At 57.3% G+C, this 13,841-nt stretch carries 10 protein-coding genes and 1 tRNA gene; 5 read left to right on the forward strand and 6 right to left on the reverse strand.

What is annotated here, in order from left to right:
* The first annotated feature begins 5 nt into the window (after positions 1 to 5).
* A complete protein-coding gene (locus tag Q669_RS14840) occupies positions 6 to 578 on the forward strand; it encodes a glutathione S-transferase family protein (RefSeq protein ID WP_022992887.1) in 573 nt (190 codons plus the stop codon).
* Positions 579 to 586: 8 nt separating this feature from the next.
* Here the strand turns inward: Q669_RS14840 and Q669_RS14845 are convergent.
* Positions 587 to 663: transfer RNA gene (locus tag Q669_RS14845), tRNA-Arg, on the reverse strand.
* 193 nt (positions 664 to 856) lie between these two features.
* Here Q669_RS14845 and Q669_RS14850 point away from each other — a divergent pair.
* Positions 857 to 1,429 (forward strand): hypothetical protein, encoded by a 573-nt coding sequence (locus Q669_RS14850; RefSeq protein ID WP_022992888.1) that lies wholly within the window; start codon positions 857 to 859, stop codon positions 1,427 to 1,429.
* A 69-nt stretch (positions 1,430 to 1,498) separates the two neighbouring features.
* Here Q669_RS14850 and Q669_RS14855 read toward each other — a convergent pair whose 3' ends face one another.
* A complete protein-coding gene (locus tag Q669_RS14855; RefSeq protein WP_022992889.1) occupies positions 1,499 to 4,342 on the reverse strand; it encodes an insulinase family protein in 2,844 nt (947 codons plus the stop codon).
* Positions 4,343 to 4,384: 42 nt separating this feature from the next.
* Positions 4,385 to 4,684: a hypothetical protein gene (locus tag Q669_RS14860; protein ID WP_022992890.1), complete on the reverse strand. Its 300-nt coding sequence runs from the start codon at positions 4,682 to 4,684 to the stop codon at positions 4,385 to 4,387.
* Positions 4,685 to 5,060: 376 nt separating this feature from the next.
* On the opposite strand from Q669_RS14860, the gene Q669_RS14865 reads away from it, so the two are divergent.
* Positions 5,061 to 7,046, forward strand: coding sequence for an SDR family oxidoreductase (locus Q669_RS14865; RefSeq protein ID WP_022992891.1), 1,986 nt, complete (start codon positions 5,061 to 5,063; stop codon positions 7,044 to 7,046).
* Positions 7,047 to 7,108: 62 nt separating this feature from the next.
* On the opposite strand, the gene rnt is transcribed toward Q669_RS14865, so the two are convergent.
* The gene (gene rnt, locus Q669_RS14870) at positions 7,109 to 7,774 is read right to left on the reverse strand and encodes a ribonuclease T (protein ID WP_011785965.1); all 666 of its coding nucleotides are present in this window, start codon (positions 7,772 to 7,774) and stop codon (positions 7,109 to 7,111) included.
* A gap of 37 nt (positions 7,775 to 7,811) precedes the next feature.
* A complete protein-coding gene (pyrC, locus tag Q669_RS14875; RefSeq protein ID WP_022992892.1) occupies positions 7,812 to 8,843 on the reverse strand; it encodes a dihydroorotase in 1,032 nt (343 codons plus the stop codon).
* A 158-nt stretch (positions 8,844 to 9,001) separates the two neighbouring features.
* Between pyrC and Q669_RS14880 the strand changes: the two genes are divergently transcribed.
* On the forward strand, positions 9,002 to 9,931 hold the full coding sequence (locus tag Q669_RS14880) for a flagellar protein MotY (protein ID WP_011785963.1): 930 nt from the start codon (positions 9,002 to 9,004) through the stop codon (positions 9,929 to 9,931).
* Between the two features lie 22 nt (positions 9,932 to 9,953).
* Here Q669_RS14880 and Q669_RS14885 read toward each other — a convergent pair whose 3' ends face one another.
* Positions 9,954 to 10,880: a histone deacetylase family protein gene (locus tag Q669_RS14885; protein WP_022992893.1), complete on the reverse strand. Its 927-nt coding sequence runs from the start codon at positions 10,878 to 10,880 to the stop codon at positions 9,954 to 9,956.
* Positions 10,881 to 11,083: 203 nt separating this feature from the next.
* Between Q669_RS14885 and Q669_RS14890 the strand changes: the two genes are divergently transcribed.
* The gene (locus Q669_RS14890) at positions 11,084 to 13,831 is read left to right on the forward strand and encodes a GNAT family N-acetyltransferase (protein WP_014421963.1); all 2,748 of its coding nucleotides are present in this window, start codon (positions 11,084 to 11,086) and stop codon (positions 13,829 to 13,831) included.
* Positions 13,832 to 13,841: the final 10 nt, after the last annotated feature.

Consider the following 13,841-nt stretch of genomic DNA (forward strand, 5'->3'; position numbering starts at 1 on the left):
GTATCATGAAACTGATTGGATCTACCACGTCGCCCTACGTACGCCGCATTCGGCTCCTGCTGAGCGATGAACCGTACGAGTTCATCAATCTCGATATTTATGGTGAAGGCCGTGATGAGCTGCGGCGTACTAATCCCACCCTGAAAATCCCGGTACTGATTGATGGCGATCAGGAGCTCTATGACTCACGGGTTATCGCCCGTTATCTTGGTCAGAAGCTTGGGCTTGACGCCCTCACCTGGGACCAGGAGAACCAGTTAACGCTGATTGATGGCGCCAACGATTCTGCGGTAACTATGCTGCTTTCTGAGAGGTCCGGAATCGATACCAGCCAGGATGCGATGTTCTACAACCTTCAGCGCGAACGCATCATGACAACGTTGCGAACCCTGGCAGCTATGGTGGAAGCGGGGCAGTTTGAACAGTGGAACTATCCCGCCATCTGTCTCTATTGTCTGGTGGACTGGCTGGATTTCCGTGACCTGGTGGACTTTTCCGAAGTGGATAGTCTGGTGGCATTTCGCGACGGGCACCGAGGTCAGCCCGGGGTAGGGGAAACGGATCCGCGGGCAGCCTGAAAATAGAATGGTACCCCCGGCAGGACTCGAACCTGCTACCTTCCCCTTAGGAGGGGGACGCTCTATCCAGATGAGCTACGGGGGCTTCGTAAAGGAGGCGGTATGATAACGGCCTGAGGCAGCGGGCTCAAGGGCGTCATTTTTCATTTGTTCACACTGTCTTGCCGTTTCCGGGTAGATCACGTGGGTAGTCGCTGACTATCATAGGCTCGGCCTGTTTTCAGGCAGGGGATGGCGCGGAGCCGTCGGATCAAGTACCGGATAAAAAGGAAATCTGCATGAAGTTCTATAAGTTGCTTGCGCTGTTGCTGGTCGTGTCTTTCTCCCAGGCCAGTCTGGCTCAGAGTTTTGGTGGCTTTGACTCCTACGGCGAGGGCACGAAATCCCTGCTGACTACCGTTGTGAAACAGCTGGGTGTCAGTGATCCCGACAACAGTGTGAAGGTCAAGGTATTTGACACCATTGACGTTGCTCTGGAAGGCAACTGGTACTCCTACTGGGTTGGCATGAACGACCTGGCCAGCTCTAAATACCAGGATGGCGCCGAGAAAGGCTTTGTGCAGGTGATGTTGCCCACCAACGACTCGGGCATCTGGATTTTGACGTTCAACAAGGCAAAGGATATTCCCCAGATTATTGTCTCCATGGCCCAGATTCGTCATGGCAGCCAGGACGGAGCCTTGTCTGTGTATAACGAGAAGAAAAACGACACCGAGAACTACGAATTAAAGAATGAAAGCGACAAGTTTGCTTTTATTCAGGAGAAGGGCAAGGTGGCATTCAGCATTCTGAATGTGGGGACCGGCACTGGGTCTGTGGTGTATTTCAATCAGTTTGCGGTGGATCTGTAACCGGCTTTGTTAACCCGACAACCTGCCCGGCAGGCGAATGATCGCCGGGCAGGTTCGTAGTATCTCTCGTCAATCCTTCGGTACAGGGCCCAGGTCCCGCAGGGTCTGAAGGATCGCCTCATCATTCACGGCATCGCCTCCGGTGGTGACCAGCAGAGCCCGTTGTCGTTCAAGCATGGCCTGTTCGAAGGTCTCTTTCAGTTCCTCCAGCGATACGTTCCGAATAGCGTCGGCCAGGGCTTGTCGGCTGTTAAACTCGGCATTTTCCCGGTCGATCTCCCGCCAGTATCGGCTGGAGACTTCGCTCAGTTGCCGGTCACGCTCCAGCAGTTGGCTGATCACCGCCTGTTTTTCCCGCTTAAGCCGGGTGTCATCCATCTCCGCCAGTTGTTGCGCAAAGGTTTGGCTGAATTCCTTGACGGCCGAGTCGATGGCAGATGCATCAGCGGATGGGGATTGCACAACCAGCCCGAGCGCCGGCGTTTCCAGAATCTCGAACGCGGTCGCGTAGACGATGTATCCGAGCTGGCGCGTGGTCCGGATTTCCTCATAGAACGGGCTACTGATGATTTGTGCCAGCAACCGATATCGGGCTCGCTCGGCGTAGGAAGTGTTGTTGCCCTGCAGGTATAAGGTGTAACCGGTATCGGGGTGCTCAACCGCCAGATGCGCGGCGGTCTGGCTTGGAGGCAGCTGGCGAATTCGCGCCCGATCCACGTTGGTACGCTGGTGATCGTTCAGCACCAGAGCCTGTACCTGTCTGGCCATATTCAGGGCACTGGCCTGTGTCAGGTTGCCATGGGCGAGCATGACGGGATCAGTGCGGGCGAGGAAACTGCCGGCAAACCCTCTCAGCTCATTCAGTGTGACGTCGCGCGCAGCGGCCAGGCGCTCCTCCGCGGGAAACGTGCCTTCCAGCAAGGCGGTTTGGACAAATTCCGAAGTCTGCTGCACCGGTCGTTCTTTGCTCTTGTTTTCCAGAGCATCCATCAGGTTCTGTCGCGCGATCCTGAATCGCTGTTCGGTAAGGGCGGGATTGGCGAACTCCAGCAGTATCTGGTTAGCCAGCTTGTGCAGCTTGTCGCTGTAGCCGCCGACACGGATGGTAACGCCACGAAGATGGGGGTAGACGCTGTAGTCCAGCCCGGCCAGCCGGGCAGAATAGGCCCAGGCGTTGAGGTTGGTGTTAATGGCGTCCACCAGCAGTTGTGTGAGCACTGAACTCCGGGCGGATTCCCGCGCTGCCGGCGTTCTCAGGCTGACAAACAGATTGGCTTTCGGGGTGGCGAAACGGGTATCCCGGGCGTACCAGATATCCAGTCCGTCCAGTTCGGCAATTTTCTCCGGGTGAGCCATGCTGTCCCCCCCCACCAGTTCGAGATCTTCAGGAACAAAGGGGTTGGATTCGGGCAGGGCAAGCTGTTCAGCCAGGCTGGGAGCAGCCGGATTATCGAGGTTCAGGGGTGTCCTGACCCATGGCGTCTGATACCACCGCGTGAGGTTCGGCTCGCTCGCGTCCAGGTTGGGGGCGGCAACCCAGACTTTAAGGTTGGCTGGTTTCAGCTGATCGAGGATCGCCTTGTATTGCTCTGGGGCATACCTCTCCAACAGCCAGGGGGCGCTTAAAACATCTTCAGGCGGATAGTCCTTGAGGAGTCTGGACAGGCGCATGGCCTCGCTTTGCGCTTCAGCGCGTTCCCGGAAACGGAAATCAATCATGGCCAGCTGTCGCATCTCGTTGAAGCGTTGCTGGCTGATGCCGTTGTCACGAATACGATCTATGTACTCAAAGGCGAGGGCAACGATCTCATCCTGGTGCTCCAGGCCTTCCCGGGTGAGCGACATGCTGATGTCGAGAGTGGCGTGTTCACCGGTGTCCATCCCTGTGCCTGCGGAAAGGCTTTCTACCAGGCCTGCGCGTTTCAGAACGTCAAACAGGCTGCCGGGGCCCTCATGGCCCAGCAGGTTGGCAACGTAGGCTGCGGGTTTGCTTTTGTAGTAACGCTGCTGAGACGGGATCGGAAAAGACAGCGTCATGCTGCGATTGTCTTTCAGCGTCTCGGCTGTCACTTTCTCTGGCAACCGGGAGGTGTCGTACAGCGGGTGAGGGTGAACCTTGGGTTCAAGGTTACGGTTGGCGATGGCGCCAAAGCGCTCATGCACCATGCGTTCCAGCTCGTCCAGCGGCTGTGGGCCGTAGACTGCCAGGGTCATGATGTTCGCCGAATAGTTTTCTTCCCAGAAACGAATCAGGTCAGGCCGAAGCGGGTTGCTTTCGGTGTTTTCCAGGGTCTCCAGGTTGCCGACCGCAAACTGGCTGAAGGCATGCTTCTGATTGCCCGCAGCCTTCCTGACAGAAAGCAGGCGCCGGCCGTCATCTTTAAGCTTGGAACTGTACTCGGAGTGGACGGCATTGCGCTCACGATCCACCAGTTCCGGCGTGAACAGAGGATGAGAAAACTGTTGGGCGAACCGGTCCAGCGCCGACTCCAGAAACTCGGCTTCGACATCAAAGAAATAGTTGGTGTCCTCAAACGCTGTGAACGCGTTATGACTGCCGCCGTGGCTGCGAATAAATTGCTGGTATTCGCCTGCCTCCGGGTACTTCTCGGTGCCCAAAAACAGCATGTGCTCGAGAAAGTGCGCCAGGCCTGCCCGCTCTTTCGGGTCGTTTCCGCTGCCCACGGCAACGTTCATGGAGGCGGCGGCTTTGTCCGTTTCCGGGTCCGAAGCGAGGATCACGCGCAAGCCATTGTCGAGTTCGATGAACCGGTACTGGTTCGGATCGTTGGGACTTTGGGTGGGTGACACACTGGCTGTCGCCAGTGGAGCCAGTAACACGGTGACGACAAGCAACAGCCTCTGCAGCAGAGCGTAGCGAGATCGAACAGATAACGGATGTTTCGAAGTCATGGGGCCTCGGGTTCCGGAATGGCGTTCAGGTCGGAAAAGGGATCAGTGCATCTGGTTGTTTTTGGCGCTCTCAGGCTTCTGTTCTATGGTTTGGCGCGCGAGTTTGGCCGCCTGGTCAGCGTCGAGTTCACCAGAGGCGATCCGCTCCAGCACCGTCGCCATGATCGCAACGGACTGTCGATAATCGGCAAACTCGGCCTGAAACGCCTTGTCGATTGCCTGGTATACGGCCTGGATCTTGTCTTCCCGGGAACCACTGTCGGCGGCAGTGTCGTTGATGGCCTTCAGGCAGGCCCGGGCGATGGCAATATAGCGTTCGGTGTTCGGATTGTTTTTCGGCATGGGAGTTTCTTTTAAACCTTGATGTCTGGCTCGGTTAGTGACGCCGGATGGCGCTGGAAGTTCCCGATTATGTCATTGGTAAGAACCTCTTGCATTGCCTGGTCGTAATTAAATGACCCAATGCGGTGGTCGCGGTTTCTTGTGCTAATCTCAATCACATTGTGTCGATAAACCGGACAGGGAGTGAGGTGGGGTTGGCTGCTTTTAGAGTAATGGCTCTAATAAAAACAATGGGTTACAGAGTAAAAACTCTAAAAAAGTTCGATACATGAAGGTTGCAATTAAGTAGAATTGCCGACCGATGGAATCGGCTACGACTTTAGTCGTATCTGTGTCGGTTAAAGACAAAAAACACAACAGGCAGAATGGAGTACCTATGAATTATTTCCTGACAGGCGGCACCGGTTTTATCGGTCGTTTTCTGGTTGAGAAACTCTTGGCGCGCGGCGGCACCGTGTATGTGCTGGTTCGCGAGCAGTCCCAGGACAAGCTGGAGCGACTCCGGGAGCGCTGGGGTGCAGACGACAAGCAAGTGAAGGCTGTGATCGGCGACCTCACCAGCAAAACCCTTGGTATTGACGCGAAAACGCTGAAATCACTGAAAGGAAATATTGACCACGTATTCCATCTTGCCGCGGTCTACGACATGGGCGCAGACGAAGAAGCCCAGGCGGCCACCAATATCGAAGGCACCAGGGCGGCTGTTCAGGCTGCAGAAGCCATGGGCGCCAAGCATTTCCATCATGTGTCATCCATCGCGGCAGCGGGTCTGTTCAAGGGTATCTTCCGGGAGGATATGTTCGAAGAAGCCGAGAAGCTTGATCATCCTTACCTGCGCACCAAGCACGAATCCGAAAAAGTTGTGCGTGAAGAATGCAAGGTTCCGTTCCGCATCTACCGCCCTGGTATGGTCATTGGCCATTCGGAAACCGGCGAAATGGACAAGGTGGACGGGCCCTATTACTTCTTCAAGATGATTCAGAAGATCCGTCACGCGTTGCCCCAGTGGGTACCCACCATCGGTATTGAAGGTGGCCGGCTGAACATTGTACCGGTGGATTTCGTGGTCGACGCCCTGGATCACATTGCCCATCTGGAGGGCGAAGATGGCAACTGTTTCCATCTGGTGGACTCCGATCCGTACAAGGTGGGTGAGATCCTCAATATCTTCTGCGAGGCCGGCCATGCCCCCCGCATGGGTATGCGCATCGATTCCCGGATGTTCGGTTTTATTCCGCCGTTTATTCGCCAGAGCATCAAGAATCTGCCTCCGGTCAAGCGCATTACTGGTGCGCTTCTGGATGACATGGGCATTCCGCCCTCGGTGATGTCTTTCATTAATTATCCGACCCGTTTTGATACCCGGGAGCTGGAGCGGGTACTGAAGGGTACAGACATTGAGGTGCCGCGACTGCCGTCCTATGCCCCGGTGATCTGGGACTACTGGGAGAGAAATCTGGACCCGGATCTGTTCAAGGACCGCACCCTCAAGGGCACGGTTGAAGGTAAGGTTTGCGTGGTCACCGGCGCGACCTCGGGTATTGGCCTGGCAACGGCAGAGAAACTGGCAGAGGCCGGTGCCATTCTGGTCATTGGTGCCCGCACCAAGGAAACTCTGGATGAAGTGGCGGCCAGTCTGGAGGCCAAAGGTGGCAACGTGCATGCTTACCAGTGCGACTTTTCGGACATGGACGACTGCGACCGCTTTGTGAAGACGGTGCTCGATAATCACGGCCACGTGGATGTTCTGGTGAATAACGCGGGTCGCTCCATCCGCCGCTCACTGGCGTTGTCTTTTGACCGGTTCCACGATTTTGAGCGGACCATGCAGCTGAACTACTTTGGCTCCGTTCGGCTGATCATGGGCTTTGCGCCAGCCATGCTGGAGCGTCGCCGCGGGCACGTGGTGAATATTTCTTCCATCGGGGTACTTACCAACGCTCCGCGTTTCTCGGCCTATGTCGCCTCGAAATCCGCACTGGACGCGTTCAGCCGCTGTGCCGCTGCGGAATGGTCGGATCGCAACGTGACCTTCACCACCATCAACATGCCGTTGGTGAAAACGCCGATGATCGCGCCCACCAAGATCTACGATTCCGTGCCGACGCTGACACCGGATGAAGCCGCGCAGATGGTGGCGGATGCGATTGTGTACCGGCCCAAGCGCATTGCCACCCGTCTTGGCGTGTTCGCGCAGGTTCTGCATGCGCTGGCACCGAAGATGGGTGAGATCATTATGAACACTGGCTACCGGATGTTCCCGGATTCTCCAGCAGCCGCTGGCAGCAAGTCCGGCGAAAAGCCGAAAGTCTCTACCGAGCAGGTGGCCTTTGCGGCGATTATGCGGGGGATATACTGGTAATCGTCGTTATAAGCCAAGAAAAAACCCGCCTCGGCGGGTTTTTTCGTTTCAGGTTGGAGATTTCATTCCTGGGGTTCTTCGGCAATTTCGATTGGCGGCGGCGGAAACCCGCCCAGTTCACGCCAGCGATTGACGATGCCGCAGAACAGGTCTGCTGTCTTTTCCGCGTCGTAGGCGGCCGAGTGGGCTTCCTTGTTGCTGAAGGGAATACCCGCCAGTTTACAGGCCTGGGCCAGCACGGTGTGGCCGTAGGCGAGGCCCGCCAGGGTAGCCGTGTCAAACGTCGAGAATGGATGGAACGGGTTGCGTTTGATATCGGCTCGCAGCGCTGCCGCGAAAACGAAATTATGGTCAAACGTGGCATTGTGGCCCACCAGTACCGCTCGCTTGCAGTCGTGTTCTTTTACCGCCTTGCGGATGGGAGAAAAAATCTCGCTCAGGCCTTCCCGTTCCGGTACCGCCTCCCGCTCCGGATTCCAGGGATCGATACCGGTGAAATCCAGAGCCGACTGCTCCAGATTGGCGCCTTCGAACGGGTCGATCTGCTGCACGTGGGTTTCGCCCCGGCGCAGCCAGCCATCCTCATCCATGGTCAGCATTACGGCAGCGATTTCCAGCAGAGCATCACGTTCCGGGTTGAAGCCGGCGGTTTCCACGTCGACCACCACCGGCAGAAAGCCGCGAAAGCGCTGGGACATGGGGTGGGGCTGTTTGTTTTCGTCTGACACTCGAACTCCGATGTTCGTGGTAGTGAATGAATAGGGTTTACGCCAGGCGCCAGTTAACGGTTTCGCCAGCCTTCAACGGAACAATTCCGCCGCCGGCCAGAGGCAGGTTCTCCGGCATGGTCCAGGGTTCCCGCACCAGCGTCACGGTGTCGGTGTTCCGGGGCAGGCCATAGAAATCGGCGCCGTTGAAGCTGGCAAAGGCTTCCAGCTTGTCCAGAATGCCCAGTTCCTCGAAGATATCGGCATACAGGCCGATGGCGCCGTAGGCGGAGTAACAGCCAGCACAGCCGCAGGCGGCTTCCTTCTTGTCTTTCGCGTGTGGGGCAGAATCCGTGCCCAGGAAGAAGCGGGGATCGCCGCTGGCCACGACCTCTCTTAGCGCTTCCTGATGCTTGTTGCGCTTGAGGATGGGCAGGCAGTAAAGGTGTGGGCGAATACCGCCGACCAGCATGTGATTGCGGTTATACATCAGATGCTGCGGTGTGAGAGTTGCCCCTAGGTTATTGCCCTGATGGTTACGGACAAACTCGGCCGAATCGGCAGTGGTGATATGCTCAAGAACCACCCGGAGCGACGGGAACGCAGTCAGCGTGGGCGCCAGAACCCGCTCCAGAAACACCTTTTCCCGATCGAAAATATCGATGTCGCTGTCGGTCACCTCGCCGTGTACCAGCAACAGCATGCCGCAATCCGCCATCGCCTCCAGCACCGGGTAGATATTGCGAATGTCCGTTACGCCGGAGGCAGAGTTGGTGGTGGCGCCAGCCGGGTACAGTTTCGCTGCCACTACGCCGGCGGCTTTGGCTTCACGAATGGTCTCGGCAGTGGTGCTCTCGGTCAGATACAGGGTCATCAGGGGCTGGAAGTCCGTTCCCCGGGCCGCGGCCAGAATGCGATCCCTGTACGCCATGGCTGCGCTGGCATCGGTTACCGGCGGCACCAGGTTAGGCATGATGATAGCGCGGCCGAAGCAGGCGGCGGTGGCGGGCACCACATCGTTCAGAATGTCGCCGTCGCGCACGTGCAGGTGCCAGTCGTCCGGGCGTGTGATGGTTATCTGTCGGGTCATGAGAAGGTATCCGAAAGCGAGCGCAAAATTTCGCGGATTATATCAGAAGCGAAAAGCAGATGTTTTTAACCTGATCGTAAGTTATCCGGCTCAAGTTCCCGGTCGGGTCGCCGTTAACCGGTTAGTTCACTGGTTTAAAGGCTCCACGGGGCATTCCTATGGTTTCACCCAATTGGTTCTTCAGGCAGAGCAGATTGCTGAAATTGCTGGCGACGGCAGGGTTGATGTCATTGCCCTCTGCGCCTGTGCTGTCATCCAGTTATGGTGCCGGTATTGAAAACAGCCAGTGGTATCTCTCCGAGTCGGTCTTTGAGTGTTCCCTTGTCCATGAGGTTCCTGGCTTTGGCCGCGCCGTGCTCAGGCACCGGGCAGGGGAAGACCTGCGTTTCTATCTCGAATCGGATCTGAGTGTGATGCGCCCCGGCCAGGGCCAGTTAGTGGTTGAAGCGCCGCCCTGGCGGCCAGGAGTTCCACCGAGCCCCATTGGTGCTGTGCAGGTAACGGATAGTCCGCGCTCGGTGAACCTGGGGAATCGGGAAGCGGTGTTGATTGCCCAGGGGTTGTCCCGAGGTATGCAGCCGACAGTAACCCGAGCCGCGGTATACAGCGGCCAGCCCGTGCGGGTGCAGTTGTCGAATGTGAATTTTTCCGGCCCGTACGCCGGCTATCGTGAATGCGTTGCCAGTCTGCTGCCGGTTAACTTCGACCAGGTTCGGCGCAGCCGGGTTCCGTTTGCCAGCGGGAGTACCAGCCTGTCACAGGCAGACATGAACTTGCTCGACAATATTGTGACCTACGTGATGGCCGACAGCACGGTAGAAAGAATCTTCGTGGACGGCCATTCCGACAGTATTGGTAGCCGGATTGATAACCGCGCGCTGTCGGAGGAAAGAGCCAACGTGGTGGCCGAGTATCTCAAATCCAGGGGAATCGATGAGACTATGCTGACGGTCCGGGCCCACGGTGATCAGTATCCGGTTTCCCGCCGGCCGGCTGATAACCGCCGCACCACCATTCGTTTGCAACGCCAGGGTGAGCGCCCGGAACTGCTGCAGGCTAACGGTATGGGGAGCGAGTTTTCGGGATAGCCGGAACACGCCATCCCGAGTTTCAATATACTGCGTTCAGGACTTCCAGGTGCGCGGCCACACCCTCTGCCAGGGCTTTCAGGTGATACCCGCCTTCCAGCGTGGAGATGATGCGATCGTTGGAGTGGTCATGGGCGACACTCACCAGCATTTCCGTTAACCATCGATAATCCTCGGTTTCCAGATTCAGCTCCGCCATGGGGTCCAGCCGATGCCCGTCAAAGCCTGCCGAGATCAACACCAGTTGCGGACGAAAATCCTGCAGTTTCTTGAGCCAGGCGGCTTCAACCGTCTTGCGGTACTCAGCCGCTGAACAGTCGGCTGCAATCGGCGCATTGACAATATTGTCGGCCTGCCGGTGCACATGGGAATGCGGATAAAACGGATGCTGAAAGCTGGAACACATCAGTATGCGTTCATCACCACTGACAATATCTACCGTGCCGTTACCCTGATGCACATCGAAATCGACAATGGCCACCCGCTCAAGGTGATGGAAGGTGAGCGCCCGCATCGCCGCCAGGGCGATATTGTTATAGAAACAGAACCCCATCGACTTGGCACGTTCGGCGTGGTGTCCCGGTGGCCGGGCGCAGACAAAAGCGTTGGTTACCTGGCTGCTCATCACCATATCGACAGCCTGCACATTGCCCCCCGCGGCCAGCTTCGCCGCTCTCAGGGTGTCCGGCATCATCGCGGTGTCCGGGTCGGTGAACACCCGGCCCCGGGTTGGCTGCATCAGGTCCAGCTGGTGCAGATAGCTTTCCGGATGCACGGTCAGCAGTTGGTCCCGGGTGATTTCTTCCGGACGAACCCAGTCCAGTTCCTGTTGTAGGTTGGTATCCGCGAGGTAGGCGAGAATGCTTGAAAGACGCTCAGGGCTTTCCGGGTGCTCCGGGCCCATGTTGTGTTTCTTGCAGTCGTCGTGGGAAAAAAATGCCGTGGTCATGGGTAATGCCTGAACCTGAGTATGCTTATTATCGCTTTCATGTTATCAGGGATAACCGAAGCCTGTCGTATTTCTTTGGTCTAATAACTCGTTAGTCGATTTACATCATGAAATCGCCACCTAAGATAAGGTATACACTGATAAGCAAGCCGTTTTATTGAAGTTTGTACATTCCTGTCGCGCACACCACTGGGAGAGCCGCGTTGAGTACCCGCTATCTGGAAAGCCTGTTCAATCCTGAATCCATTGCCGTTATTGGCGCCTCGGAACGCGCTGACAACCTCGGGGGTATGGTGTTGCGGAACCTGCTGGGCGGCGGCTATCCGGGCCGGCTCGTGGTGGTCAACCAGAGCGACTACGAAAACGTGCACGGGGTGCCCTGTGTGCGCAAAGTGTCCAAACTGGATTTCAGTCCGGACCTGGCGATCATCTGTACCCCGCCGGACACGGTGCCGAAAATGATCCGCAAGCTGGGTGAATGTGGCGTGCGTACCGCCATTGTAATGACCGGGGGCATGTCCCGGACTCACAGTAAAACCGGCCAGCCATTGATGTATTCAGTACGCGATGCCGCCCGGGAGACCGGCATCCGCGTACTGGGCCCCAACACTATCGGTTTGATGGTGCCGGCGCGGCATCTGAACGCCACCTATGCCCATATGGGGGCCATTCCCGGCCGGGTGGCCTTCGTGGGGCAGTCCGGCACCATTGCCAGTTCGGTGCTGGACTGGGCCTTTGCCAGGGGGGTGGGATTCTCCTACTTCCTGACCCTGGGTGATGGTATGGACATCGATCACGACGACCTGATCGATTATCTGGCCCAGGACACCCAGACCCGAGCCATTCTGCTGCACATTGAAAACATCCCCAACCCCAGGCGCTTCATGTCGGCAGTCCGGGTGGCCTCCCGGACCAAGCCCGTGATTGCGGTGAAATCCGGACGGGTGCCCGAATCCGAGTGGTTTACCCATGCCTTGCCCGCTGGTATCAAACGCAGTGACCCGGTCTACGATGCCATGCTTCAGCGCGCCGGTGTGTTGAGGGTGGACGGGCTTGGCCAGATGTTTGATGCCCTGGAAACCCTGACCCGGATGCGCCCGCTGCGTCGGGAATCCCTGGCCATCATGGCCAACGGCGTGGGCCCCGGCGTATTGGCGGTGGATCGGCTGGCGGATCTCGGCGGTGAACTGGCGGAGCTGTCGGAAGATACGGTCAGGGAGCTGGGAGAACTGCTGCCGCCGTACTGGACCCGCAAGAACCCCATTGACCTTAACTATGATGCAACGCCCGAGCTATATGGCAAGGCTATCAAGATTCTGGCGAAGGACCCTAACGTGGCTAACGTACTGGTGATGTACGCACCCACACTGATCGAAGACAGCCTGCAGATTGCCGATTCCGTGGTGCAGGCGTCCAAGGGCACCCGCTTGAACATCTTTACCTGCTGGTTGGGGCAGAGCACGGTGATGGATTCCCGGGAAGAGTTTTACCGGGCGGGGTTGCCATCGTTCTTTAACCCGGAAAAAGCGGTGATGGCGTTCATGCAGCATGTTCGGCATCAGCGCATTCAGCGGCTGCTGACCGAGACGCCCGAATCGTTTACAGACCACTTCGCCGACCGGGCCAACACCCGCAAACTGGTCGCCAGGGCCTTGCGGGATGGCCGGCGGCATCTGTCCAACCGGGAAGCCCGGCGGGTGATTTGCGACTATGGCATCAATACCATTGAAACCGTCTACTGTGATGACGTGGAAGAGGTGCTGGAGGTCTTCGCAGTCGAGCGCCGCCCCATTGATGTAACTGTTATCCACGAAGATGTGTGTTATCCGTTCCTGGATCTGAGCCCGACCCAGCGCCGCTATAAGGGCACGGTCAAAAAGCTCAACAGCGAACAGGTGATCATCGACAGCTGCCGCTTCCTGATGGACGAATATCGGGAGCATTTCCCGAAAAGCGGGTTCCTGGGTTTTGCCGTCCAGCGTTCCTACCAGCATGTTGGCGGCATCGAGTTCAGTGTGGGGATCACTCGTGATGAGGTGTTCGGGCCGCTGGTGGTTTGCGGGGCAGCCGGTGCCCAGATCAATATCATGACCGATCGCCAGATTGCGTTGCCGCCCCTGAACATGGTGCTGGCCCGCGAGCTGCTGCGGCGTACTTACATGTACAAACTGCTTAAAGAACACAGCCTGAAGCCGGAAGAGGATATCCGGGCGGTGTCCGAAACCCTGGTGACGCTGTCACAGATTGTGATCGATATACCAGAGATCAAGGGCCTGGAAATCTCGCCATTGCTATTCAATGAGCAGGGCGCCGTTGCTGTAAACATCGCTATTGACCTGGATGAACATCCGATCAAGCCCATTATCCAGCCCTACCCGCGAGAGCTGGAGGAGTGGCTGGTATTGCCCAAATCCGGTCGCCGCGTGATTATTCGCCCGGTGCTGGCGGAGGATGAGCCTGCTCATCGGCTGTTTCACGAGCATCAGTCTCCGGAATCCATCCGTTACCGATTCTTCCAGTACCGCAAGCATTTTTCCCGGGAAGACGTGGCCCAGATGGTGCAAATCGACTATGACCGGGAAATGGTGTTCATCGCCAATGCGCCCCGTGAAGATGGTGAAGGCGAGGAGACCCTGGGTACGGTGCGTACCTGGACCGATGCCGACAATCTGCGTTGCGAGTTCGCCGTCATGGTAGATGACCGGATGAAAGGCGAAGGCCTGGGCGTGGCCCTTATGCAGAAGATGATTGATTATTGCCGTGCCCGGGGCACCATGGAAATGATCGGCAATGTGTTGCCGGACAACCGGCCGATGTTGCAGCTGGCCGAGCATCTGGGGTTTGAAATCAAATACAACCCGGAGGAAGAAGTGATGGATCTGCGACTGGTACTGAACGAGCCGCAGAAAGACTGGCAGAAGGAACGGCTGGGCAAAGGGGGGCATCTGTAGCCCCCCGTTC

This window comes from Marinobacter sp. C1S70, assembly GCF_000475355.1.
Taxonomy (GTDB): Bacteria; Pseudomonadota; Gammaproteobacteria; order Pseudomonadales; family Oleiphilaceae; genus Marinobacter; species Marinobacter nauticus.

Bases quoted from the DNA above. Each gene is read 5' to 3' on its own strand.
- Q669_RS14885 (WP_022992893.1), bottom strand. From the start codon at position 10,880: ATGACCACGGCATTTTTTTCCCACGACGACTGCAAGAAACACAACATG.
- Q669_RS14880 (WP_011785963.1), top strand. From the start codon at position 9,002: ATGGTTTCACCCAATTGGTTCTTCAGGCAGAGCAGATTGCTGAAATTG.
- Q669_RS14855 (WP_022992889.1), bottom strand. From the start codon at position 4,342: ATGACTTCGAAACATCCGTTATCTGTTCGATCTCGCTACGCTCTGCTG.
- Q669_RS14840 (WP_022992887.1), top strand. From the start codon at position 6: ATGAAACTGATTGGATCTACCACGTCGCCCTACGTACGCCGCATTCGG.
- Q669_RS14865 (WP_022992891.1), top strand. From the start codon at position 5,061: ATGAATTATTTCCTGACAGGCGGCACCGGTTTTATCGGTCGTTTTCTG.
- Q669_RS14850 (WP_022992888.1), top strand. From the start codon at position 857: ATGAAGTTCTATAAGTTGCTTGCGCTGTTGCTGGTCGTGTCTTTCTCC.
- pyrC (WP_022992892.1), bottom strand. From the start codon at position 8,843: ATGACCCGACAGATAACCATCACACGCCCGGACGACTGGCACCTGCAC.
- Q669_RS14860 (WP_022992890.1), bottom strand. From the start codon at position 4,684: ATGCCGAAAAACAATCCGAACACCGAACGCTATATTGCCATCGCCCGG.